This window comes from Citrobacter sp. RHBSTW-00881 (assembly GCF_013728515.1).
Lineage (GTDB): Bacteria > Pseudomonadota > Gammaproteobacteria > Enterobacterales > Enterobacteriaceae > Citrobacter > Citrobacter braakii.
The window spans coordinates 18,380-41,928 of sequence record NZ_CP056272.1; the positions used below are offsets into that span (position 1 = coordinate 18,380).

Sequence of the window (23,549 nt, forward strand, 5' to 3'; positions counted from 1 at the left end):
GTTCCTGAATGGCGGGGGATTCCCCCGCCGGGGTTAGCTACTTAGCGGATGTCGGGTAGCAGCAGCACATTACTATGCCACCGCCCCCTAAGAACGGTACGTGCGAGTTTCCCCGCATACCGCTCAAGCCTTTGAAAGCCCTCTTTCAACTGGGGCCGACTTCATTACTGTGTAGTTGTCGATGGCAATTTGGATGCAGCAGGACTAGGTTTTCCAGATTGTCACTTCCGCCAAGAGATTTCTTGAGGATGTGATGTATGTTCCATCCAGTCTTTCGAGTTATAGGTTGTTCACACAGAGGGCAGCGTGATCCTTGTTTTCTCCATATTACGAGGATCTTCTTCTGACCTTGTCGGGATTCTCTCCAAGAGTAGTCTAGTCTCTTTTCGAAATATTCTTCCCATTCAGGATCATACGAATTTGCAGCACCCTTGATTTTCACATGGTGGTACATATTCACGGCGCCTGCCCGTTGGAGAACGTATTTTCGTCCATCAGGGTCGACGCCATAAAACATCCCGTTCCGCCTTTTGATAGTCGTATGGTATTTACGAAATATCCATCGGCGGCTTCGTCCGGGATGCCTTCTCGCGCACCATTGCCATATTTTCCGCCAGATTTGATGATCAGCATTGTTGAACGCTTTTGCCGAGGCCACATGTCGATGATAATTCGCCCACCCTCTAATCAAAGGGTTTAGCTTATAGATCAGCAACCATGCAGGAACGGTTTTATTATCTTCAATAATACCTCTGACCTTACCGAGGAAGGATTTCACGTTTTTCTTCGCTGGTCTGATAATAAGCTTCCTATCAAAGCGTCGAATGTGTTGCCCCAGAAAATCAAATCCATCAGTGATATGCGTGATGACTGTTTTCTCATCCGATAGTGTCAGTCCTCGCTTACGCAGGAAGGATTGCACTAAAGGAAGCACCTCATTTTCCAGAATTTCTTTTGAACATCCGGAAATGATGAAGTCGTCCGCATAACGAACCAGGTGGACTTTATTCTTCCATGATTTCTTGGAGCGTTTCTTTCCAAAACGAATTTGAAGTTCTCCCTCCAGCCCATCCAGGGCCATATTTGCCAGCACCGGAGATATAATCCCTCCCTGTGGCGTTCCGGAGAGCGTTTCGCTGAAAGTACCTTTCTCGATGGTTCCGGCTTTCAACCACTTACGAAGTATGCGCTTGTCCATAGGGATATGTTCAAGTAGCCATTCGTGATTGATGTGATCGAAGCAACCTTTAATGTCACCTTCCAGCACCCATTTCGATGCGTATCGGGAGCTGTACATATTGCATACCTGTTGAATGGCGTCAGCCGTGCATCGCGCAGGTCTGAAACCATAACTGTTGTGGTCTGCAAGTGTCTCCGATACGGGTTCGAGTCCGGATAGGTGTAAGGCCTGCATTGCCCTGTCCAGCATTACGGGAATTCCTAATGGCCTTGTTTTGCCATTAGGTTTTGGTATATGGACTCTCTTGAGTGGTCGGGGTCTGTACCCCTTACTTTCGAGTCTAAACACCGCAGCCCATTTTGCTTCCGGGGTGTTCCAGATTTGTCCGTCAACTCCGGGTGTATTACGCCCGTTGTTTTCAGTAACTCTTTTCACTGCCAAAGCTCTGGCACTGAAGGAGCGAACCAACAATCGCTGCAATCTTTTGACTGTGCGCCATTGCTGGTTACATGTTGCCTTCGCGATCCTTGACTGAATAGTCTTAACGTGTCGGTGGGCTTGTTTCCAGTTGATGGAATGCCATCCGGTATCGTTGATGGCCGCAGTTACGCTTTTCGTCGTAATTTCCTTACCTGCCATCCCTGAAGACCTTCTCAGATGTCACGCGAACAAAGACCCGATGGAAGTCTGCCCGGTTTCCCGATGAGGCAAATTTTGAACCTCTATCCACACGATTACAGTATGGCATTCGCTTTCTCCATCCTCCTTTACCTGCATCCACATCAGGTTATCTTACGATTTCCCTGCCCATAGGGCGTAAATACAGGCTTACCAAGTTCCGAACAACATATAAACGAACGGGTTAGATTCTGTCTATCCGCCGGGGGAGTTATAGTCCATGTATTCCCACTACGAACAGGAATAACCATACCCCTTACCTTTTGGTGCAAGCCTGACAGCATCTTTGGCTTGTTTCATGTCACGACGTTTAAACGACAGTTCACTGTGTTAATCGTACCGTTCAGCCTAGCGCCTTCGCCGCACGATGCTAGCAGCGATCAGTTCCTCTCGCGATTTACTGAAGCAATGTTTGCTAAGCTACATTGTTCCAAGGGCTTCAGACAGAGCCGTTGCCAGCTTTTCCTGCCTCGGTAGGCTACAACTAATGGAATAGTTGGTTTTGTATAAATATCTATCAAAACAATATGTTGAACGACTTCTTGTCGCACTCGTAAGCCATAAAAGCCGCCACCTCCCTGTTCGTGTCCCTGTAGCGAATTTCGCAGAGCGATTTCCGGGTCAGGTAAGTGAATATCAGCAGTGTGAGACACACTATCAATACACACCAGAGCAGGGTGTTTCGCGGCAGTTTCATGGCCTTCTTCTCCTGTCAACGCAAAGCAGAAGTGTCACCTTCGGTGCGAAACAGAGATGTCATGCTTTGGTTCAGAGAATGCGTTTGACCGCCTCGCTATATACTTCCGAGCGTTCTCTTTTCCCAACAGAAATCACGAAAACGACAACTTTCTCGTCTATAACCTGGTATACAAGGCGATAGCCTGAAGACCGGAGCTTAATCTTGTAACAATCAGGCATACCACGGAGCTTGTTTGCTTCAATCCGGGGTGACTCAAGTACTTCAACCAGCTTCTTTTTCAACTGTTCACGTACCGTCGAGCCCAGCTTTCGCCATTCCTTTAGTGCCCGCTCGTCAAAATCCAGAAAATACGCCATCAGAGTTCATCCAGCGTCACACGTACTGGCTTAGGATTACGAAGTCGTTCTTTCACTATCTCCACAAGTTCAGCATCTTCATCACTCAGGAGTGTCTGTTTGAACGGCAAGCGTTCATTGTCAGCGATATACTCGAGCATGAGACGAAGCGCTTCAGAAGGAGTTACGCCCATTTTTTCAAGCGCGGCGTAAGAACGCGCTTTAAGTTCATCGTCAATACGTAGGTTAATGCTACCCATGTCTTACACCCCTTGTAATTACAAATGTCATTACAAGTATCGCACTACAACATGCTTAGGGCAAGTCACGAAGTAAGTCAGAAAGTAGTCGTAAGAACGGTGATCACTGTCCGCTTTGTGCCATGAGCAGACAGTGCGTACGTAATTATTGCGCTCAGATTTTTCATTCAGGGGATTATTCTGCATATCTGAACCCCATAACTATGGCCGATTAGTCCCCGCCTGGTGAAGTCCGGAATGCGTTTACCCTAAGAGGATATACCGCTTATCCTCTTGGGTAGTTTTGGATTAGTTAATCTTGTTTTAGGTAGACGAGAGTATATTTAATATTCTCTCTGAATCGCCACGGATAATCTAGACACTTCCGAGCCGTTGATAATACTGGTTTTCATATTCTGTCGGTGACATCTGATCGCTAGAACCATGCCGACGCTTACTGTTATAAAACATTTCGATGTAATCAAAAATATCACTGCGGGCTTCTTCCCGCGTTCCGTAGATCTTTTTCTTTATCCGTTCGCGTTTCAGTAACTGGAAAAAGCTTTCTGCAACCGCATTATCATGGCAGTTACCGCGACGGCTCATGCTGCCCTCCAGACCGTGTGATTTCAGGAACGACTGCCACTCATGGCTTGTGTACTGACTGCCCTGATCCGAATGAACCAGCACCTGTTTTTGGGGATTACGCCGCCATACAGCCATCAGCAGTGCGTTCAGGACAATGTCCTTTGTCATCCGGGATTGCATGGACCAGCCGATAATTTTGCGTGAGAACAGATCAACAACCACGGCAAGATACAGCCAGCCTTCGTGGGTCCTGATGTAGGTTATGTCCGTTACCCAACGCTCATCCGGAGCATCCGGATTGAACTGTCGCTGGAGCCTGTTGGGCGACACGATACTGGCCTCGCCTTTACGTGCCCGCGGGCTCCGGTATCCGACCTGAGCCTTTATCCCGACACGTTTCATCAGTCGCCAGACTCTGTTCACTCCGCACTGTTGCCCGCTGTCCCGCAGATCCAGATGGATTTTGCGATAACCATAGACGCATCCCGATTCCAGCCAGAACTGTTTAATCTGTCCTGTCAGTCTCAGGTCTGCCTGATGGCGTTGTGAATGCGGCTGCTGAAGCCAGGCGTAAAAACCACTAGGATGAACATCCAGCACCCGACAGAGCAGGCGAACAGGCCAGCAACAGGTGTTGTCACGGATAAAGGCGTACCTCAGTCGGACAGCTTTGCGAAGTACGCCGCTGTAGATTCAATTGGTCAACGCAACAGTTATGTGAAAACATGGGGTTGCGGAGGTTTTTTGAATGAGACGAACATTTACAGCAGAGGAAAAAGCCTCTGTTTTTGAACTATGGAAGAACGGAACAGGCTTCAGTGAAATAGCGAATATCCTGGGTTCAAAACCCGGAACGATCTTCACTATGTTAAGGGATACTGGCGGCATAAAACCCCATGAGCGTAAGCGGGCTGTAGCTCACCTGACACTGTCTGAGCGCGAGGAGATACGAGCTGGTTTGTCAGCCAAAATGAGCATTCGTGCGATAGCTACTGCGCTGAATCGCAGTCCTTCGACGATCTCACGTGAAGTTCAGCGTAATCGGGGCAGACGCTATTACAAAGCTGTTGATGCTAATAACCGAGCCAACAGAATGGCGAAAAGGCCAAAACCGTGCTTACTGGATCAAAATTTACCATTGCGAAAGCTTGTTCTGGAAAAGCTGGAGATGAAATGGTCTCCAGAGCAAATATCAGGATGGTTAAGGCGAACAAAACCACGTCAAAAAACGCTGCGAATATCACCTGAGACAATTTATAAAACGCTGTACTTTCGTAGCCGTGAAGCGCTACACCACCTGAATATACAGCATCTGCGACGGTCGCATAGCCTTCGCCATGGCAGGCGTCATACCCGCAAAGGCGAAAGAGGTACGATTAACATAGTGAACGGAACACCAATTCACGAACGTTCCCGAAATATCGATAACAGACGCTCTCTGGGGCATTGGGAGGGCGATTTAGTCTCAGGTACAAAAAACTCTCATATAGCCACACTTGTAGACCGAAAATCACGTTATACGATCATCCTTAGACTCAGGGGCAAAGATTCTGTCTCAGTAAATCAGGCTCTTACCGACAAATTCCTGAGTTTACCGTCAGAACTCAGAAAATCACTGACATGGGACAGAGGAATGGAACTGGCCAGACATCTAGAATTTACTGTCAGCACCGGCGTTAAAGTTTACTTCTGCGATCCTCAGAGTCCTTGGCAGCGGGGAACAAATGAGAACACAAATGGGCTAATTCGGCAGTACTTTCCTAAAAAGACATGTCTTGCCCAATATACTCAACATGAACTAGATCTGGTTGCTGCTCAGCTAAACAACAGACCGAGAAAGACACTGAAGTTCAAAACACCGAAAGAGATAATTGAAAGGGGTGTTGCATTGACAGATTGAATCTACAGCGGCTTTTTTTAATATGTCCCGTTCGTCGGTAACCCGCTTCAGCTCTTTCTGGAGACGGCGGATCTCGGCCTGAGCATCTGACTGTTCTTTATTAGTGGAAGAATCCGGACCGTACTTCTTTATCCAGGCGTAAAGGCTGTGGGTGGTGATATCGAGACGTGTTGCAACGCTGGCAACAGAATAACCGCGATCAACAACCTGTTTGACTGCTTCAATTTTAAACTCTTCGGGATAACGCTTACCGCTCATGGGCACCTCTCTTTAAGCCATCTTAAATGACTCTGAGGTGTCTGTTAAACCCGTGGCGATTCAAGTAACATTACGACTGATCTGCTAATTCTCCGACGCAAAGTAACCCATGCTGGAGGTGTGGTATGGCATACCTGAGGAAGTAACCAAAGGTCTTCTCTTCGCTCTTAGCGGACATTAGCATAGGCTATTTACCATAACGCCGCATTATGCGCAGACATAAAAAAGCCCGCAGGGCGGGCTTGATGCTATGGCATTGTTCTTGCGAGTCGAAACCAATACTGTGCCATCGTTTCGTCTTGCTCGACTCCCCACCCATGCTTATACATCTCACCAAGAGATGCCTGAGCCCCTGCATGATCTTGCTCAGCAGCCCGAATAAACCAATGGAAAGCCTGCCTGTCACTTTGCTCAACGCCCATACCGAGATGATACATCCAGCCAAGTTTAAATTGCGCACTACTATAGCCTTGCTTCGCGGCACAGAGAAACCATTCAACTGCAAGCCCATCATTTCTTAAATCAGAGAAAGCATACAGCCTTCCTAGATGAAACTGAGCCTCTGCATGACCTTGCAGAGCGGCCTTCTGATACCATTCAGACGCTTTTTGGACATGTTTATATCCACCTAACCCCAAATGATATACCCACCCAAGATTAAACTGGGCATCATCATGGCCTTGCTCCGCTGCAAGCTGAAACCAGTATATAGCCAGCTTATAATCCTGATGAACACCCAGCCCGCATGAGAATATCTTCCCCAAATAAAATCTAGCCTGACTATCTCCAGCAGTAGCCTGTGGTAACCAATGCTCAACAGAGAATGATTCCATAAAGGTCACCCCTTAATAGTGATCTGAATGTCATCCTCATTGACGCCAAAATGAAGTGCTAGACCAGCCTTAGCTTCTTTCAGGCTTAAAGGTCTATCGCTGACATCAACTTCTTCATACTCATCGTATTCGTCACCACTAGTCTGTTTTATTCCAGATACAATATGACCAACAGGTTTAAAATCGAGAGTATCAAGATCTATCCCCATATCCTCAAGGTTTCGGTAAGAAACCGGATTCCGGTTTCCATCCCATTGGTCAGGGATATCAATCTCAGCATAAGAATCAATGTTGATTATCCAACGCTTCTTGGGATGGTCTGGAATCCTGCTAATCCCAGAAATACGGCCAATCATAAAAGCATGGTGATGCTTTGCCTCCTGGGTTCCCCAATCAATCTTCGAGTTCTGAACGCAAACAACATACGAACATTTTCCTGCATGGGTTGCATTGAGTCTCCAGGCTTTGCTACCACCTGTTTTTAAAATCTCAGTAATTCCACGAGCAGTAAGAACAGTAACACACTTAGTACCTGGCATTTGAACCACCTATAACATATTGAAAATCTAGTTTTAGATAATTTACGCTTTAATTAATATCAGTAAATCACGTAGATATCAAGTAAAAACACAAATGCCAATCAATTTTCTACATCAAGTACTACTGAAAGTGCTATTTATAAAGAAGGTTTTGTCATGCTTAATGGATTCAGATGGGTTATGCCATACGGAGATAAAGGATGATCTATACATGGATAGTTATTGCGGAATGGTATTTACCATAACGTCCCATTATCTCACTAACCCTGGCACACGAAAATCATCATAAAATCAACATATCAGCTTAGAGTTATCGCCCTCTCAAGTTCCGTTCAAAACTGCCGATAATTTTAGTGCACTATACAAATATTTTTAAAATCAATGGAGTATTCAATGGCACCGACAATCTACCGGGCTAAGTGTTTGGATTGTAAGCATGAGTGGACCAGTCGTACTGGTTATGGCACGCCTGATTATTGCCCTAAATGTCGGAGTCGTCGGATCACAACAAGTCCAATTGGATAAGCATTAAGGAGTGGTTAAATGGGGTTTTGGGAAACAGCCGGTAAAATTGCAAAAGGCGCAGCTAACGCATTGGACGAAAAAGCTCATGAGCTTCAGGCAACCAAAATGCGCTTAGAAAGCAAAAGCAGTGAAGAACTAAAGCGCCTCATTAAATCGGATGGTTTTTTTGGCTCAGCTAGTAACACTGAAAAAAGCATGGCGATGAAAATTCTCAGAGAGCGCGGAGACGTCTAAGGATAGAAAAATGGTAGGCACGGTTAATCTTCCTCATACATGCCCTAACTGCAAGCGAACCACCGCTCATACTGCAGGTGAGTTGCAAACTCTATTCGGATTCAGAACCATTCCTTCTGGCGCAACGAATCAAAGTTGGTGCAGAGAATGTCGTGGTAAGTCATAGTATCCAGAAGCCCGTAAGCCGGGCTTTTTTTTACGTCAACTCATTTACCATAACGCCTCATTACGCGCACAGCTCATGTAATGGCTCAATAGTAATGTCCGCCTGTGGCTCAATTCAGATGTCCGCGCTATGGTAAGCTTCACTGGTCCGTTTAAACTACCGGGAGGCATATCATGAGCGCAGAAAGCTCAGGAGTGTTTACTTTGAAAGAGATCAACCGGATCAAGATTATACAGGACGTCATTGAACGTCGCATCACAACGCGCCGTGCGGCCGAGCACCTCGGTATCAGCGACAGGCAATGCCGCAGACTTCTTGCCCGTTACCGTGAAGGCGGACCGCTTGGTATGGCCAGCAGACGATGTGGCATGCGTGGTAACCGCCAGTTGCCACCCGGGCTCGCAGATCAGGCTCTGGAACTGATCAAGACGCGTTATGCTGATTTCGGTCCGACTCTGGCGCGTGAAAAGCTCGAAGAACTCCACGGACTGTTTCTTGGCAAAGAAACTGTCCGGCGCATCATGGTGCGGGCTGGCTTATGGGTTCCCCGTAAACAACGTGCCGCAAGGATCCCTCAACCACGGTACCGGCGTCCGTGTACTGGTGAGCTGATACAAATAGATGGCTGTGATCACGACTGGTTTGAAGGCCGTGGCCCGGCCTGCACCGCGCTGGTCTATGTTGATGATGCAACCAGCAAACTGATGGAACTGTTGTTTGTTAAATCGGAGTCCACGTTTTCTTACTTCGAAGCCACGCGGCGCTATATCGATAAGCATGGTAAACCGCTGGCACTGTACAGCGATAAAGCCGGTGTTTTTCGTGTTAACAATAAACACGCCACAGGCGGAGACGGGCATACTCAGTTTGGGCGAGCCATGCATGAACTGAACATCCAGACTATCTGTGCAGAAACCAGTCCCGCCAAAGGGCGTGTAGAACGAGCTCACCTCACTTTACAGGATCGTCTGGTCAAAGAGCTGCGGTTACAGGGCATTTGTTCAATGGAGGCTGCAAATGACTTCGCTGAGGCCTATATGGCTGACTATAACCGCCGTTTTGGCAAAGTACCGCGACATGATTTTGACGTACACCGTGCTGTAGAACATGATGAGGACCTGGGGCTTATTTTCACTGTTCGTGAAAAACGTAAAGTCTCAAAATCGTTGACGATACAATATGATAAAATGTTGTACCTGATTGAAGACAGCGAACTGAGTCGCCGTGCAATAGGTAAATATATCGATGTGTATCACTATCCTGATGGCAGAAAAGAGCTGCGCCTGAACGGTACGCTACTTCCCTACTCTACCTACGACCGACTGTCAGAAATCGACCAGGGCGCGATTGTCGATAACAAGCGTCTTGGCCGAACCCTGGAGTTTATCAGTCTGGTGCAGAGCAAGCGGGATAACACGCGCTCTCAGTCAATTCCCGCTGGAGATGGCCCTTCCCGACGACGGCCAAAGCAGGAAGGGAAGAAATCCCAGCGCTCACTGGATAATGATGACATGCTCGAAGCACTCAAACAGCTTCAGTCACGTTCAGAGGACATTTTTGGTAAAAGAGCCCGCTGATGGTACTCACTGGCCGGACAGTGGTTGCTCACCAGTTGATATTGTCCGGCCAGACCCATGATGTATTATTCATTTCGTTCAGCATCTTTATGTCCTGCTTTTCACGGGCATACTTACCCCATAATGAATGAAAAGAACGAACAATACTGATTAACTGCTTTTTTCTTTGCTCCGGAGATAGGCTGATAAAATAGCAGCACCTGCTGTCAATATTATCCTCAATGAAATTAAAATCAGAGTCTGATGCATATTTTACTGTTAGCATAATATCATTCGACGTTGTTCTCTCAGACTCTGTTAATGCTGATTCTATCAGGTATTCAAAGGCATACATGACAGACAGCTGGTTTTTGTCTGTCTGAATATAACCCATTGAGTTTCTGAGTATTGAGGACTGTACCAGGACCAGAGGCCATAAAAGCTCAACACCATAAAGCTTATATGTATCATGTTGATCATACTGATGTTGCTCAACACGACGATTACCTTCCCGTGCTTTACGAATATCATAGGCAAGGGATAACATAAATCCGTCTTTAACTTTAATCAGTGGGCTTTCATCCACGATGTAATGAATGAGTTCATGTAATTCATTCAGGGCTTCTGAATCTCCCCACAGTATAAAACCTGCATTGTTCGGCGTTAACTCGTATCGAAGCATGGGCTCAATCATCCTGTTGTTTCAGTCGGAGGAAAGTCTATCAGTAAAGAGAATGAGAGATCAAAGTGGTCATTTTAATTGAGCTGGATAACGGACATTTCAATTGAGCCTTGACAGCTCAGAAGGCCTGAGAGCGTTTCTGACGGGAACCGGGTAAAACAGGCAACAAACCCCCAACAAACCCGCCAGAAACGCAGAAGATAAATTTTACCTCACTGCATATAAACGCACAAAAGTGATTAGACTCTGATTTCAATACATTTGCCTCCCCTGCCCCCTGTTTCTTCAACTTTCCTCAGTAAGTCATATCACGCTATCCAGCTTAGTTAACGGATAAACCTCAACAAAAGCACCTTTAAAGACTCTTTTAAATGATCTACAATTAACACTCAATCTGAGGAGGTAACATTATGGCATTTCAGGTTCTGACCACTACGGCAGCCAGTATTACTGAGCTTAAACGTGACCCTATGGGTACTTTCCACGCAGGGGATGGCGCTCCGGTAGCCATTCTTAATCGTAATGAGCCTGCGTTCTACTGCGTGCCACCGGCACTCTATGCCCAGTTGATGGAACTTCTGGAAGATGAAGAACTGGGAAGGATGGCTGATGAGCGAAGCGGAGAAAGGGTTATAGAGGTCAATATTGATGACCTATAAGCTGGCTTTCAACGAATCCGCTCTGAAAGAATGGAAGAAGCTGGGTCATACACTACAGGTGCAGTTCAAAAAGAAACTCAAAGAGCGCCTGGAGAACCCCAGAGTTCCGGCATCACAGCTACATGGACGTAAGGACCAGTATAAAATTAAGCTACGTGGTGCCGGATACCGCCTTGTCTATCGTGTAGAGGACGACATTGTTACAGTCACTGTTATCGGAGTAGGTAAACGCGAAAATGACGACATTTATAATGCAACCCTTAATCGCAATTAACTAATGCTGTGAACACTATTTTGGGGTCGTATCTGGGCGTACTTTCTTTCTGGGTAATGTTGGCGGCTTCACATCATCTTTACTCTGCGTTCGCCGCGTCATCCAGGGATGGTCAGCAGCAGGTTTGACGTAATATTTAGAGCGCAAATCAAACCTCGCATTATCCACACGCTCATGAACGCTCTTTTCATCATCAAGCGGTATTGGTTCAGGCCCATCAACATATTTCTCGTAGCCCAACGGCCGACTTTCATAAAGCACCGTTATTTCACCGTTAAAGTTTTCGCATACCGTGACAATCGCATGCCTGAGACGGTATCCCTGCCCTTCTGAACGGATCTGATATGCACTCGTTTTATACTGAAAGGTCAGATTCTTGGAAAGCACCCGACGGGACTGATAACAGAGTATGTAGTTAAGTTCTTCCGGAGAATGAAGAATCTCCCTGTGGGCGTTACCATTTTCACGGGGGATCGAAGCGAAGCGAGAGTTGTAATCTTTCACAAACTCAGACAACCACAGGTTAGCTGATTCGATATCACTGATATTGCGAAGACGTAATTCTTTAACCAGTCTGTCCTGTAACGTCTGATTGGCACGCTCAACCCGGCCTTTAGCCTGAGGGCTGTTAGCGTGAATTGGCTCGATCCCAAGAGTTTTAATTGCACGGGTAAATTGCGTCAGTTCGCCTTCACGTTCCGGGTTATTCACACGGAAAATACTGTGTCTGTCAGAATACAGGGCAAGAGGACGCCCATATTTGTCGAGATAATCACGTAACGTTTCCATATAAGCGCGGGTCGTTTCTGCAGGAGCGAAGCGGAGCGCCATAAGCGCACTGGTGGCGTCATCAATAAAGACAATTAATGTACAGCGAGGCCCTAGTTCTTCAAACCAGTCATGCGGAGAACCATCAATCTGGATAAGTTCGCCATAGCATGGGCGCCGTTGCCGACGCTGATAAATGCGGGCAATTTTTCGGCGGCGCTCACGCCATAAACCTTCTTCAACCATCCACTTGCGCAAAGTCTCGGCCGACAAAGCCAGCCCATGGATCTCCCGTAATTTCTCACAGGCAAAAGTGGGACCGAAATCCGGATATTTATCTCTGACAAGTGAGATGACGAGAGTCCGAAATTCCGACGTAAAAGCATTATTGGGACGTTGTCCTCGGCGGCGGGAAATCAGTCCCTGAGGGCCTTCGATCCGGTAACGCTGAACGAGACGTTTTACCTGCCGGATTGATATGCCTATACGGTCCGCAGCCTGCTCCTGGGTGATCTGGCGGCTGACTGAATCCCGAATTATCTGGAGACGGTCAAGTTCTTTAAGGCTCATGCTAATGATCTCTTTTGACATGAAATATCCTGGCTGAGAAGCTACGGGGACATTTCAGAATGGGTCAAAAGGGACATTACTGCATAGGATTACAATGGCCTTCTTCTCCTTGCCTTGCGGCAACTAAGAGGCTATTCTGTTGGTGTCTAGTCAAGCAGATCGCCTCGTGTGGTTGGTTAATAACATTAACTTCCTACGGGGCTTTCTTCTTTCTGCCTCACAACATGGCAACAAACCACCTTCACGTCATGAGGCAAAAAGCCTCAAGCGCCAGTGCCATTATACCTTACACCGCTTCCTGCTGACCAGGTATCCGGCGATTACCGGACTGTTTTTCCGCGAAAATAGTCCGGGCGTTCCGTAAGTTCCCGCGAGATAAGTTCCTCCGCAAACAGCGGCGCAATCCGGTTTACCCGGCGTTCCAGATTTCGCCTGCGGGCAGCGGCTTTCCGTTCATCACTCCAGCGTCTGATCTGCCTCTCATCCAGAAAATCGACGCATACGGCATACCCGGCCCCCGCCACCCAGCGCGACATCACCGATTCCGGGGCGGGCTGCCCGGCCTCCACCACGTCAGAGACCAGCTCCTGCGGACCCGGGCACGGAGTACGCGGCAGCTTCCAGCGGAGTGAATAGCGCCACTTCATAGCCCGCTCCGGTCTGTCAGCTTGTTGGGAACCTGCCAGCGTTCTGCCTCGCGCACATGTGCCGGGGTGTCACGGACGATGAACCGGATTTCATGCATAACGGCATACAGCGGCTCATTGCTGTAGTGCAGCCATTCAAGAGACTTCAGCGAGGCAAACCGCGTCTGCCAGCACCAGAATGCAGACTCAAGTTCACGCGCGTCAAACTCGTCTGCCCAGCGCCGGTACCAGACATTGATGGTTTCCGGTGACTGAAAATTCAGTTCGGTCACCGCCTGCCCCAGCAGGTTCTGGCGTAACAGCCAGCGATGCTCAATCGCCCGGTCTTCCTGGCGCATTTTGCGGGTGAACGCAATTTTCTCGCGCTGCATCCGGCGATCTGTCCGGGTATGCATCACCTCCGGGAACAGTTCGGCCTGTACATCCGTGGAGAGCGGCAGCGGGCAATGCTCCCCTTTGCTGGCAATCAGTCGATCCAGTGCTTCCTCAACCTGTTTAAGACTGCACAGGCGGTTCTTCGGCTCCCAGTTCAGGCCGGGAATACGCTGTGCCACCGCCGTGTTAATCCGACTGCTGCCGGTCAGCACGCGCAAAAAAGTACGTACATGTGGCAGAGAGGACAGACGCGCCCCCCGTTCTCGGGCGGTTTCCACACTGATAATGGCCTGCAGTGCCGCCTGGCGGGCAGGCTTCAGCGTCACAAGAGCGTGTGTTGACGGGATCATGCCATCACCTCCTCATTCAGCAGACTGACGACCGTGCGGGCGGAACAGCCGAAGCGGCGCATTCCGGCGACCTGGCTGACCAGCGTACCGATGCGAACGGGATCAAATTGCTCTCCCTGCCAGAGCGTGCGAACAACCAGACCTCCGGCAGACAGTAAGACAAGAAGCCAGTACGGCGAGATATCACCCGGACTGCACACGCACAGATGGTACTCATCGCAGCCGTCCGCGCTGAGACGGCACTGGACGGGGAACAGACCACCAAACTCCGTTCGGTATTCGGCGCAGATGCACCAGTTTTGCGGTACAGGCAGCAGAGCCAGCACGGCATCACTGAGTCCACGACGGGCATCTTCACCCTGCTGGCGGACAGACTCCATGTCGGAGGCGGTAAGGCGGTTAATTTTGTTCAGGTCATAAATCATGGTCATGTCATTCCCGCCGCACGAAGGCGGCGGCCTCCGGGTTAAGCGGCGTGGTCAGTCAGGTCGGTTTCAGCGCAGTCATTCTCATCCTGTTCATCGGACTGAGTACGAACCATCCAGTCAGGTAACCAGCCTTTTGCACTCAGTTCATCTGCGGCAGCGGCAGCGGCATCACGCCGTTTGAGTTTTACAATCTCCCGAGCCCGGTCAGACAGCCCCGCAGCCTCATAAGCCGTGCCAATCTGCGCAATTTTGAGTTTACCGAAGAAGTTTGTCGCATCCGGCTGCCACCATTTGCGCAGGTCAAAGTCCAGTGCCGCTTCCAGCCCGTCCAGTTCACTCCGCTCAGTACGGTGATACAGGCGCTCCTGAATACCGTTGATCCCGTGTGCCGCGCAGAATCCCAGCAGGGCGCACACCTGTTCCGCAGACCATGACAGCAGCCAGGTGAAATCCAGATGCCAGTCTTCCGGCAACGTCGCCTGAAAGACTTCCCGCTGTGCCTTCAGTGACAACAGGGCTTTACCCTCATCCCCGGACGGGGCCAGTGAGGCAAGCAGAGACTGATTACTGGAGACGGATGCTTTGAGGGGTTCATCACGGTGACCATAGCGGCGTTCGAACAGCCCGAGACACAGTGTCCATGTCAGCAGTGCCACCGAGACATCAGGACGTCCCGCCAGTTCAGCCTGTACTGCCAGAGTCCGTTCAGCAGACATAGCTTTAACCAGCGTTGCGGGATATGCATCGGCAGGTGTTTCCGGCGTGGTGTAGGTGATGACATTGTTATCCTGTGCCTGTCGCGCCTCCTGTTCCTGTTCTTCCTGTGCGCGATCTTCGTCAGTCAGTTTACGGATACCAGGCTGAACCTGAAAATCGCCGTTATCCCATGACACCCATACCCCATGTGCCGCCCGAAATTCCGGTGTGGCCTCGCGGTATTTAGCCTCGATCCAGATATCATCAATCTGCTGCTGAAATTCGTACTGATCGTCGTAAGTCGCACAGTCTTCGATGGCCTTTTCCAGCTCGTCGATGCGGCGTTGTTCATCATCAGTCAGCACAGCCGCTGGCATGGCAAAGCGGTACAGCTCTTTATCTTCGCCATGACCGCTGAGTTCCGTCATACGAAACTCGGCCCAACCCCAGCCCTGCTCCTGCTTCAGACGGGCGGCGAGTACGGTGAGCTTGCCAGCCAGCAGGGATTTCACCAGCGCGGCATCCGCAAAAGTACTGTCTTTATCGCTGAACAGGTCGGCGGTCAGATGACCTCCTGCTGCGAGGTAGGCTTCTTCACCGACAAAGACAAACATCGGATGGCTTATGGCCATCTTGTCATCTGTGGCCATTTTACGGAGAGTATGTACACTCGGAGTGCGATGTTGTTCAACAGCTTCTTTCCAGACCTGCTCCTGACGCTCGTGAGAATCAGCCAGGGTCAGCGCTTCACACTGCTCAAGGGTCATTTCATCCCGCGCCAGCGAATCCAGCAGGGACGGCGCAAGGTTCGCCAGTTTCAGGCAGCGCTGGACGTGGCGCGGGTGATACCCCAGCAGGGCACCGATCTGCGAGGCTGTTTTCCCCTCCTGCTCCAGCGTACGGAAGCCGATAATCTGCTCGGCGGGGTGCATGTTTTTGCGTCTGCCGTTTTCGATCATCGAGGCAGCCACCGCCATTTCCACAGGCAGAACTTTCACCGGAATAAACGGGGTGTCGGCATCGAGTACCCCGCGCTGCACCAGAATCCCCGTGCCCCTGCGACGACCTTCCCCGCCAACGATGCCGATCGTCCCGTCCGGCAACGCCGTGCCGATCAGGTTCTGGAGGATACCCATTGCCTGAATACTGTCAGCCATCTCTTCCACTTCCGTGTCAGTATGCGGAATGATGCGCGTGTTGAGGTCAGTACGCGACAGGCGGGAGTACGGGAAGATTTGCACCGGGGTGTCCGCAAGTAACCGGACGAGCTTCTGCTCAGTGGATTGAGTATTTTTTTCCGCAGATTTTGTCATGCGGATGGATTTAGCCGCTTTCTTTGCCGTAGTATTGATGGTGACCATGATTTTACCTCTTTAGTTTAAGTGACGGTCAGCCGTGACTGGGGTCCGATCCGGTCACGGCACTCTTTCAGTCAGTGATGCGTTTCGGGTGTGCAGCCAGTGCCGCAAAGGACGGATAACCGTCGAGTACCTGCATCATGACTTTTGCCCCTGCCAGCATTGCTGCATCCGCTACGCCAGCGCTGTTTTCACACACGTTAATCGTTGCCACGATCCCCGATTTCACATCTGAAAAACGCTCATACATGCGGTTGCTGAAGAGGACACGTTTGCCCCCTGCCATCACCTGCCAGTTGTTGCAGTCATTAAAACGGGTGTCCACGTTGTCAAACTCGACCACGTGGGTGTCGCTGGCCTGAATGCGCAGCAGCTTCACGATTTCGGTGCTCTGCCCGACCGTTCTGGTCGCCTGGCGGGTGTTAAGGTTCTGCATGGTTCCTCCTTCTCTGGGTTAAGGCCGGACGTCCGGCCTCCGGTTACATCTGCACGTATTGCAGGTTGCGTTTCAGTTCAAAAAGAAAATCGGGCTCAAACGACCAGGCACGCCAGTTAAGCGTTCCGTGGGTACGGATTTCCACCTGAACATCGCCGTAGCGGCTCACAGCGGACACGGTGACACCTGCTTTCAGCGCAGTGGCCTGAGCCACCCACTCCCGCGCGGCGGAAACAGGGTTTTGCCCTTCACTCATCTTCCTGGAAGATTCTTGAGCGGCGGTTCTGACGTTGACGTTTCGTGTGTGCATCCTGGTTTTCTCCTGTGGTGATGGTTGTCCATCTCCCTGGTGAGTTCTCTCGCGGCAAAGGGCAAAGGAGCGACGGCGGGGCGGCAGGAAAAGGGCGCAGACAACAGTTTTTGCGGTCCTTCGCAAAAAGTTTTGGCGGCGTTCACTTCACCCTTTGGATGACGACCCGGCGGTGCTACGATCAGCCCTCCGCGTGAGGACACACGGGGCGATGGCCTCACCGGATGAACAGGATGCACACACCCGACACGGCGGTACGGCGTGGTGGCCTTAAAGCGACGGCCCGCCGGCGCGGTGGAGGCGGCGCGGCCGGAACGGTCGCAGCAAGCCAGGGGTTGACCTTCGCCATCAGACCCTAGCGAAGCCCGAACCCCGAAGGGATTCGGCGGAGACTGGCGGGTGCGCAGCAGCTGCCCTGGCGGAGTGGGGCTCGACGACCGGACAGCAGCGCTGGCCGGGAGCCGAAGGGGGCCATCGCCCGGGGAGTTGAGATTTTAAAAAACACGGAACAGCAACCAGACTGCAGGATGTGTTGCAGCAGAATAAGCGCCATCAGGTCGTATATCAGGAGGAAAAGTGACAGTCCTGGTATCCGGAAAAGGGATTATCGAAGGGCAACAAGACAGCCCATCAGCTGGAAGCAAGTTCTGAGAGTGGTTATGACGCAAATGAAGGGAATTGCGCGTCAGCGCAATGCCCTTCTGCGCCGCAGGCGCGCGGCCTTTTCCGGCGCGGCCAGACGGGGCATCCTTCCCCGCCCGGCTCACAGCCCCCGTCAGTTCTGAATTCTGAGCAGGACGGTTGAAACATCGGTATACGTGAATGTGCCACGCGGCAGCGGCTCCCATACATCAGCCAGGGGGCGGAGTATTTTCTGCTGGCGTGGCCCGTTCAGACAGACCGCCGTCAGTATCCCGCCGGATTCAAGCTGCGTTAAGGCGTGCTGTATGTGTCGGATATCCTGCGCATGCTGAAACGGCGGATTCATCAGGATTTTGTTCCAGAGGCTTCCCGGCTGGTAATCCAGAAAATCCCCGCACCGGACGTTAACGCCCGGAAACGCCGCCCGCAGATGAGTAGCTAACGCGGCGTTAAGCTCCACGGCGTCACACCGTACCAGCGGGGCCACCTCCCGGATGGCCCGTAAAATGGCCCCTGTTCCGGCCTCCGGCTCCAGAATACGGTCAGAATCGGTAATCTCCGCCAGGTCAGCCATCTGACGACAGACCGGGTCGGGAGTGACGAAAAGCTGCGAGCTGGCCCGGATTTCGGCCACGGGGGTGCGTCCGTCAAGTCTGGCCCGCATCGCCTGAATACGGTCCCTGAGTTCACTGTGCATATGAATGGCCCTTACCTCCCCGGCGCAATGCCGGGGAGTCTGTCGGTTATTTTTGCGGGATTTCCACGGTTTTCATGTCGGTGATGTACACATTATCGAGCGTGTAACCGCTGGTCATGATGCGGCGGAAGCGGTACGCGCCATGCTCATCATTTTCAGCGACACCCCGGACCGACTTATAATCAGCCGGGGTTTTCGACCATTCGGCTTTGGTCATTTCGCGGAAACCCTCCCCCGGATAATTGACGATCGGCGGGCGTTTCGCGGCCTGCTTTGCGGCGAGGGCTTCTTCCGCAGACGGGGCTTTATAGTCCGTGATGCGGTCGGGGGTCAGTGTCATGGTCCCGTTGCAGCGCATAAAGCTGTAATACGGGGTGACAACTGAACTGACCGCGCCATTACTTTTATTGATGCGGATGATGGTCAGCCACTCGCCCCGGCTCTGAACCTGCCCTCCCGGCTCAAACTCCCGGGTACGGGTGACCACGCCGCCGCTTTCATCCAGCATGGCGCGTTCATAGGCCAGGCGGTTCTGGTAATGATTCAGCCAGCGCTGCTGATGGCGGATCGTGCGTTCATGATAAGGGGCGGCAATATCGCGGGCCTGTTCAAAGGTAATAATCTCATTCTCAAGCGCCGAATGCAGGGACATCTGGCCTTCGTACTGGCTTTTATCTGCGGGTCGCGGGTATTTTTCCAGCGTGAAACAGGTGTAAATATGATCGTAATTACTGATAAGCCGCGCCATTTTCAGATCCAGCGTCTGCGCCCGCCACATCGTCAGATATTTCTGCGCCTGGGCAATATTCCGCTCCGCCTTGCGCTTGTCCGCCTCAATCTTTCTGATACGGCGGTAGCGCACATCCGGGCGTTCTTTGTATTTCGCCAGACGCAGGGAGGCGTGCGCCCGATCCTCCCAGTATTCCGCACGTTCAAAGAGCATCACGGCGCGTTTCATGCCGTTTTCAATACGCTGCGCATCCCGTCGCGCGCGGCGCTCGCTGTGATGGCCAATCAGGATCGGCTGTCCGGACGGGATAACCGACGCCAGCGCGTCCACCTGCGCGAGCGTCTGCTCTGACTCCCCGGCGCGTTTTTCGCTGTAGCCGCTGAAACGGTCGGCGCGTTGTTCCTGACGGTCGAAAAGGGTGTTGTCATCGTCTTCAATATCTCCGGCAAGAGACAGAAGCACGTCCTCACGGGCTGGCGTCCAGGCTGGCGCGACAAACAGCGCCTGTTTCGGTGCCCAGCGAAAACCCACGGCATGGATTTTCTGATACGTTTCATCATCAAGACGCAGCGCGGCATACAGCCGCAATTTGTTGTCATCCGGGGAATAGGTCGCCCGGTACGACTGCGCGGGGCTGTCTTCAGACGCGGGCGGCGGGGTGATGCCGGCAGTCAGTGCCAGTGCGGTGGATTGTATCATATTTTTTTCTCCTTCCGGTGGTTGCCGCCCCTCGCGGGGCGGCTCACCTCATCAGTTAAATGCGCGTTTCAGTTCAAGAGTGCGGAGTACCTGCCCATAGGCGGTATTTGTCATCGCGGGAATATGCACCACGCGCCCCTTGCGGAGACGTCTGGCGATATGTCGCCCGAATGCCTTTAACGCGGGGTTAATCTCTGATACGGCAAGGTCGGCGCGAATGATGCGCGTCTGACGGCGGGGCTTTACAGCCTCTGCGGAAGGTGAAACAATAGAAACGATCATATAAAGTTAACTCCTTATGGTAGTTAATAAAGCCGTAAAAACCGCTCGAACGGTTTTTACGGCGTGGAGAAAGCAGGGTTTACCCTGCTTTTTTCATCTCTGCGGGTTGCTGCCTGTGTCTTCTGCCTCCTTCTGCACTTTGTTGGTAATGTCTTCGGGGTCGCCCAAAAACCAGCCGCTGACGGGTTGATAACGTTCGATAAATGCCCTGACAGTCCGCTTTCCGGTCATGGCGCGGATACGGGTAAACATTGGTAAAACGCCCTGAGCATCGCGTCCGCTGAACGCAATCTGGTAAACACGCATCGCCTGAGCCTGCATTTTTCTTCCTCCTGGTTTTTAAAGAACATCACCCGTTGTGTTTCGGGAGCCGCGGTGTTGACGTTTGCGGGAACCTGCTGCGCTGTTCCCTCTGGTATTTAACTTCACCCGTTTGAGAACCTTCGCCGCAGGGGCATAGACGCCACGGCCTGACGCATCTGTCCAGGGCAGAACGCAAAAGTTTTTGCGGCTTCATGCAAAAAGTTTTGTGGGCTGTTCATTACACCCTGGACAGCTAATGCGACAGGTTGTGGCTCTATCAGCCCAGGCAAGAGGGGCTTAAACGGTGAAAAGGCACCAGAAGTGGATGAGAGCAGGGGCCCGCCGCAACGTCGGGGCGCGACACGCGAAACGGCGTTGCGCCTTACAGCCCGGCAGCCTTACCGCCGGGGTGCGAAAAGCGCAGGAAACGGCGCGCCAGGGGCGGCGTGACCGGAACGGTCGCAGCAAGCCTGCCGTTGACGTTGCGACAGCCTGGGATGGAAACCCGCTGCCCGAAGGGCCGGGCAGAGACAGCGCAGCTGGCTCGGTGCGAAGCATGACAGCCCCGGTTCCCGTCAGGGAAGTCGCCCGTAGTCAGAAAAAACTGTCAGAGATTATCTGCAACTGAATGAGCAGGAACAGGAACAGGAACAGGAACAGGCAGCGTATTATCACCGGCAGGAAAAAACTCACACACTGGCCAGAAAAAAATGTCACCCTGCATGAGAAAAAACCGGCCAGCGACTGCTTAAATACTACAGGAACGCCGCTATTTTCTAACCTCATCCTCTTTTCTGGCATATTCCGGGTTATTTTTGTCCGGAAGCTGCGCACTGAGCTGGCGATAATGCTGCAGCCGCTCCATGAAATACGCTCTCAAATGTTCAGGCAGTTCTCCGGCTACGGCTTCAGCGTCAACTGACATACTGAGACGTTCTCTCCATGCGACATACAGTGCAGCAAGGGTGGCTTCTCTCCGCTCCTGTTCTTGATTTAATTTCGCAGCAGCGCAGGTTCCAGGCATGACTTTTCCGTCAAAAATGAAATCTGTCTGAAGTGTACGTCAAAATAGGTAGAAGGGAAAAGGACGGGGAGCGGCGCGAAGCGCGGCGCAGGTCCTTCCTCCCGCAGGCGGCAGCCTGCATGGTTTTTCGCGCGGGCTGACAGGCGGCATAACCGCCTGCCATCATGCTTACCTGCCCTTTCCTCCCTGTAAGATGAAATGACCGCCGATGTACACGGCACACTGACAGGTCATGTACCCGCAGATTTCATCCATGACCTGCGCGGTTGTCAGTTCGCGCTGGCCTGCATCACGGCGGCGGGCATTAATCAGTGCTTTGTACTGGCGAAGAATTTCGCGGGTTTCCGGTTTCATATTCACGGGATACTCCTTCTTATGCGTCAATCGCGGTCTGTAACTGGCGCATGGCGTCCATTTCTTCAGCCAGGAAGGCGTCTGCATCCCCGCCCCCATCCTCTGCCACGGCATACAGTCGCTTCATTTCACTGCCTGCCAGTAACATTATTTTTTGCAGCGCACAGGCAGGAACGCTGACATCACGTATGGCGCGGCGCTCGTCCATCAGTTCTTCAGTGATGCCACGAACCATGCTCACATCGGCCCCCTGATCATACGTCGCATCCAGTCGCTGCATGACGCAGGTAATATCCTCATCGGACAAATTCCACTCAGTAGTCAGCATGCGGATATCCTCCCGCGTAATACACAAAACCAGCAATGCTTCATCAGATGACAGGTTATATTTCAGGAGATCGGTCATGATTTCTTTCACGGGTGCGTACATTTTTTATTCCTTTTTAAAAGGGGCGGCATCGCCGCCCCGTCTGTTATTCAGCCGGACGCGGCGTAAACGGCACTGCCAGCAGGGTTTTGAGCATATCCAGCGCGGCGCATTCCTCGGCGGCCGTTTCCGGCATCTGATAACGCGGAATGTTCATTCCGGCTTCCATCAGGGGCAACAGGACACGCAGCGCATCCTCGGGTACAGCAATCTGGCGCGATGCCCGCGCAGCGGAAATTTTGCTGAGTTCATCGGCGATAAATTCCAGTCCTAACCCGTACCGCCACACTCCGGCACTGCCTGCTTTACCGATGACGCGGAGCACATAAGACACATCGTCGTCCGTGGGGCTGTACTCCGCGCCCGCTTCCCTCACGTCCTCCGGCGTCCAGGTAATGACGGCGATTTGTTTGTTGTTTTCATGCTGTTTCAGTAAAGCAATACAGATTTCACTGACGGTTCCGTACATGGCATGTTTCTCTTTAATTGATGAATGGCGGTTACAGTGGGGCGGCATCGCCGCCCCGTCGGTTAATCAGTCAAGTGCGGCATAAATGGCGTTGCATTCAGGGTGAAAAACGATGTGATTCCAGAGCTGGGTATCACGCAGCATATACAGGTGTGTGAGTGCAGCGTTGCCGCAGTCGTGATGCGTCCAGCAACGGCGGTTAATGGCAAGTGAGGTCAGAATAATTCCGGCGGCGTCGGCGCTGACGGTACGATCAAACCAGTTTTCACCGTTGATCATGTGTACCCGACCGCAGTCGGGCATCATGTAGCCGCCGCCGTCCGGCAGACGGATGAAATGCCAGAAACCACCGTTGTATTCGGGCATCCACTGTTTTGCCAGGGCATACACCTGTAATTCAGCCAGCATAAAATCGGTGCCGAACATGTACGGCAGGAAAGAAACGCGGTCGGATTCTTCGACATTAAGGGTGTGCTGACGTGTAGCTAACTGCATGGTAAACCTCCGTAATCACATATACCGCGACACCGGGCGGTGCCGTGCATCCAGACCAGTCGGGCGATCAGTCGGGGATACAAGGGCGCAAGGGAAGCCGCAGCCTGACGCGCACGGCAGACGGGAGCTGAAGGGTGAGACCG

29 protein-coding genes and 3 pseudogenes are annotated in these 23,549 nt (G+C 51.6%); 7 read left to right on the forward strand and 25 right to left on the reverse strand.

All coding sequences use genetic code 11. From position 1 onward, the window contains the following. Positions 1–145: 145 nt before the first annotated feature. The 4 genes from ltrA to relB form a co-directional block, all read right to left on the reverse strand. Complete coding sequence (ltrA, locus tag HV311_RS27550) at positions 146–1,819, reverse strand: group II intron reverse transcriptase/maturase (RefSeq protein ID WP_191220975.1); 1,674 nt, start codon at positions 1,817–1,819, stop codon at positions 146–148. A gap of 556 nt (positions 1,820–2,375) precedes the next feature. After that, complete coding sequence (locus HV311_RS28375; RefSeq protein ID WP_191221257.1) at positions 2,376–2,555, reverse strand: type I toxin-antitoxin system Hok family toxin; 180 nt, start codon at positions 2,553–2,555, stop codon at positions 2,376–2,378. Positions 2,556–2,626: 71 nt separating this feature from the next. Further along, positions 2,627–2,914, reverse strand: a complete 288-nt coding sequence (relE, locus tag HV311_RS27560) for a type II toxin-antitoxin system mRNA interferase RelE (RefSeq protein ID WP_000323025.1) — start codon at positions 2,912–2,914, stop codon at positions 2,627–2,629. Then, positions 2,914–3,153 carry a type II toxin-antitoxin system antitoxin RelB gene (gene relB, locus HV311_RS27565; RefSeq protein WP_000534858.1) on the reverse strand — a complete coding sequence of 80 codons (240 nt, stop codon included), beginning with the start codon at positions 3,151–3,153 and terminating at the stop codon, positions 2,914–2,916. The genes relE and relB overlap by 1 nt, the downstream gene beginning before the upstream one ends. A 24-nt stretch (positions 3,154–3,177) precedes the next feature. On the opposite strand from relB, the pseudogene ydfV reads away from it, so the two are divergent. Beyond that, positions 3,178–3,276: pseudogene (gene ydfV / locus HV311_RS28185) on the forward strand (protein YdfV); the annotation flags it as partial. Positions 3,277–3,507: 231 nt separating this feature from the next. Here ydfV and HV311_RS27570 read toward each other — a convergent pair. Beyond that, positions 3,508–4,401 (reverse strand): annotated as a pseudogene (locus HV311_RS27570) (IS3 family transposase); the annotation flags it as partial. A 67-nt stretch (positions 4,402–4,468) separates the two neighbouring features. Between HV311_RS27570 and HV311_RS27575 the strand changes: the two are divergent. Next, the gene (locus tag HV311_RS27575; RefSeq protein ID WP_001254932.1) at positions 4,469–5,620 is read left to right on the forward strand and encodes an IS30-like element IS30 family transposase; all 1,152 of its coding nucleotides are present in this window, start codon (positions 4,469–4,471) and stop codon (positions 5,618–5,620) included. 9 nt (positions 5,621–5,629) lie between these two features. Here the strand turns inward: HV311_RS27575 and HV311_RS27580 are convergent. The 3 genes and pseudogenes from HV311_RS27580 to HV311_RS27590 form a co-directional block, all read right to left on the reverse strand. Next, positions 5,630–5,878, reverse strand: a pseudogene (locus tag HV311_RS27580) (transposase); the annotation flags it as partial. A gap of 248 nt (positions 5,879–6,126) precedes the next feature. Continuing rightward, positions 6,127–6,711, reverse strand: a complete 585-nt coding sequence (locus HV311_RS27585) for a tetratricopeptide repeat protein (RefSeq protein ID WP_015059153.1) — start codon at positions 6,709–6,711, stop codon at positions 6,127–6,129. Positions 6,712–6,716: 5 nt separating this feature from the next. Next, positions 6,717–7,250 carry a hypothetical protein gene (locus tag HV311_RS27590; protein WP_015059152.1) on the reverse strand — a complete coding sequence of 178 codons (534 nt, stop codon included), beginning with the start codon at positions 7,248–7,250 and terminating at the stop codon, positions 6,717–6,719. 543 nt (positions 7,251–7,793) lie between these two features. Between HV311_RS27590 and HV311_RS27595 the strand changes: the two genes are divergently transcribed. Both HV311_RS27595 and HV311_RS27600 read left to right on the forward strand, forming a co-directional pair. Continuing rightward, positions 7,794–8,009 carry a hypothetical protein gene (locus tag HV311_RS27595; RefSeq protein WP_015387220.1) on the forward strand — a complete coding sequence of 72 codons (216 nt, stop codon included), beginning with the start codon at positions 7,794–7,796 and terminating at the stop codon, positions 8,007–8,009. A 339-nt stretch (positions 8,010–8,348) separates the two neighbouring features. Then, positions 8,349–9,752, forward strand: a complete 1,404-nt coding sequence (locus tag HV311_RS27600; RefSeq protein WP_001567368.1) for an ISNCY-like element ISKpn21 family transposase — start codon at positions 8,349–8,351, stop codon at positions 9,750–9,752. Positions 9,753–9,780: 28 nt separating this feature from the next. Here HV311_RS27600 and HV311_RS27605 read toward each other — a convergent pair whose 3' ends face one another. Then, a complete protein-coding gene (locus HV311_RS27605) occupies positions 9,781–10,413 on the reverse strand; it encodes a DUF6904 family protein (protein WP_001567369.1) in 633 nt (210 codons plus the stop codon). Positions 10,414–10,823: 410 nt separating this feature from the next. Between HV311_RS27605 and HV311_RS27610 the strand changes: the two genes are divergently transcribed. Next, positions 10,824–11,072, forward strand: coding sequence for a type II toxin-antitoxin system Phd/YefM family antitoxin (locus HV311_RS27610; RefSeq protein ID WP_048030981.1), 249 nt, complete (start codon positions 10,824–10,826; stop codon positions 11,070–11,072). Then, positions 11,062–11,346 (forward strand): type II toxin-antitoxin system RelE family toxin, encoded by a 285-nt coding sequence (locus HV311_RS27615; RefSeq protein WP_004187019.1) that lies wholly within the window; start codon positions 11,062–11,064, stop codon positions 11,344–11,346. The genes HV311_RS27610 and HV311_RS27615 overlap by 11 nt, the downstream gene beginning before the upstream one ends. A 15-nt stretch (positions 11,347–11,361) precedes the next feature. Here HV311_RS27615 and HV311_RS27620 read toward each other — a convergent pair whose 3' ends face one another. From HV311_RS27620 to HV311_RS27670, 11 genes are all read right to left on the reverse strand, one after another. Further along, a complete protein-coding gene (locus HV311_RS27620; RefSeq protein ID WP_191221258.1) occupies positions 11,362–12,705 on the reverse strand; it encodes an ISNCY family transposase in 1,344 nt (447 codons plus the stop codon). A gap of 299 nt (positions 12,706–13,004) precedes the next feature. Further along, positions 13,005–13,331: a hypothetical protein gene (locus HV311_RS27625; RefSeq protein ID WP_049040707.1), complete on the reverse strand. Its 327-nt coding sequence runs from the start codon at positions 13,329–13,331 to the stop codon at positions 13,005–13,007. Further along, on the reverse strand, positions 13,328–14,056 hold the full coding sequence (locus tag HV311_RS27630; RefSeq protein ID WP_049040706.1) for a plasmid SOS inhibition protein A: 729 nt from the start codon (positions 14,054–14,056) through the stop codon (positions 13,328–13,330). The genes HV311_RS27625 and HV311_RS27630 overlap by 4 nt, the downstream gene beginning before the upstream one ends. Next, positions 14,053–14,487: a conjugation system SOS inhibitor PsiB gene (gene psiB, locus HV311_RS27635; RefSeq protein ID WP_117343916.1), complete on the reverse strand. Its 435-nt coding sequence runs from the start codon at positions 14,485–14,487 to the stop codon at positions 14,053–14,055. Before psiB ends, HV311_RS27630 begins: the two co-directional genes overlap by 4 nt. A gap of 35 nt (positions 14,488–14,522) precedes the next feature. Continuing rightward, positions 14,523–16,541: a ParB/RepB/Spo0J family partition protein gene (locus tag HV311_RS27640; protein ID WP_191221247.1), complete on the reverse strand. Its 2,019-nt coding sequence runs from the start codon at positions 16,539–16,541 to the stop codon at positions 14,523–14,525. A gap of 67 nt (positions 16,542–16,608) precedes the next feature. Next, positions 16,609–16,974: a hypothetical protein gene (locus tag HV311_RS27645; RefSeq protein ID WP_191221248.1), complete on the reverse strand. Its 366-nt coding sequence runs from the start codon at positions 16,972–16,974 to the stop codon at positions 16,609–16,611. A 43-nt stretch (positions 16,975–17,017) separates the two neighbouring features. After that, entirely contained in the window at positions 17,018–17,284 is a 267-nt protein-coding gene (locus tag HV311_RS27650) for a hypothetical protein (protein ID WP_191221249.1), read from the reverse strand. A gap of 775 nt (positions 17,285–18,059) precedes the next feature. Continuing rightward, entirely contained in the window at positions 18,060–18,623 is a 564-nt protein-coding gene (locus HV311_RS27655) for a class I SAM-dependent methyltransferase (protein ID WP_191219947.1), read from the reverse strand. Positions 18,624–18,669: 46 nt separating this feature from the next. Beyond that, complete coding sequence (locus HV311_RS27660) at positions 18,670–20,052, reverse strand: DUF3560 domain-containing protein (RefSeq protein WP_191221250.1); 1,383 nt, start codon at positions 20,050–20,052, stop codon at positions 18,670–18,672. A 51-nt stretch (positions 20,053–20,103) separates the two neighbouring features. Beyond that, the gene (locus tag HV311_RS27665; protein ID WP_191221251.1) at positions 20,104–20,334 is read right to left on the reverse strand and encodes a hypothetical protein; all 231 of its coding nucleotides are present in this window, start codon (positions 20,332–20,334) and stop codon (positions 20,104–20,106) included. Positions 20,335–20,427: 93 nt separating this feature from the next. Continuing rightward, positions 20,428–20,655, reverse strand: coding sequence for a hypothetical protein (locus HV311_RS27670; protein WP_191221252.1), 228 nt, complete (start codon positions 20,653–20,655; stop codon positions 20,428–20,430). A 307-nt stretch (positions 20,656–20,962) separates the two neighbouring features. Between HV311_RS27670 and HV311_RS28380 the strand changes: the two genes are divergently transcribed. Further along, positions 20,963–21,265 carry a hypothetical protein gene (locus HV311_RS28380; protein ID WP_165601395.1) on the forward strand — a complete coding sequence of 101 codons (303 nt, stop codon included), beginning with the start codon at positions 20,963–20,965 and terminating at the stop codon, positions 21,263–21,265. A gap of 141 nt (positions 21,266–21,406) precedes the next feature. Here the strand turns inward: HV311_RS28380 and HV311_RS27680 are convergent, their stop codons facing one another. The 5 genes from HV311_RS27680 to HV311_RS27700 form a co-directional block, all read right to left on the reverse strand. Continuing rightward, on the reverse strand, positions 21,407–21,661 hold the full coding sequence (locus HV311_RS27680) for a DNA polymerase III subunit theta (RefSeq protein ID WP_049040212.1): 255 nt from the start codon (positions 21,659–21,661) through the stop codon (positions 21,407–21,409). Positions 21,662–21,829: 168 nt separating this feature from the next. Continuing rightward, positions 21,830–22,015 carry a hypothetical protein gene (locus tag HV311_RS27685; protein WP_008322853.1) on the reverse strand — a complete coding sequence of 62 codons (186 nt, stop codon included), beginning with the start codon at positions 22,013–22,015 and terminating at the stop codon, positions 21,830–21,832. Between the two features lie 19 nt (positions 22,016–22,034). Next, complete coding sequence (locus tag HV311_RS27690; RefSeq protein ID WP_104652235.1) at positions 22,035–22,445, reverse strand: DUF1380 domain-containing protein; 411 nt, start codon at positions 22,443–22,445, stop codon at positions 22,035–22,037. A gap of 43 nt (positions 22,446–22,488) precedes the next feature. Then, positions 22,489–22,959 carry a DUF1380 family protein gene (locus HV311_RS27695; protein ID WP_223584559.1) on the reverse strand — a complete coding sequence of 157 codons (471 nt, stop codon included), beginning with the start codon at positions 22,957–22,959 and terminating at the stop codon, positions 22,489–22,491. 18 nt (positions 22,960–22,977) lie between these two features. Beyond that, positions 22,978–23,406, reverse strand: a complete 429-nt coding sequence (locus HV311_RS27700; RefSeq protein WP_059593814.1) for an antirestriction protein — start codon at positions 23,404–23,406, stop codon at positions 22,978–22,980. Between the last annotated feature and the right edge of the window lie 143 nt (positions 23,407–23,549).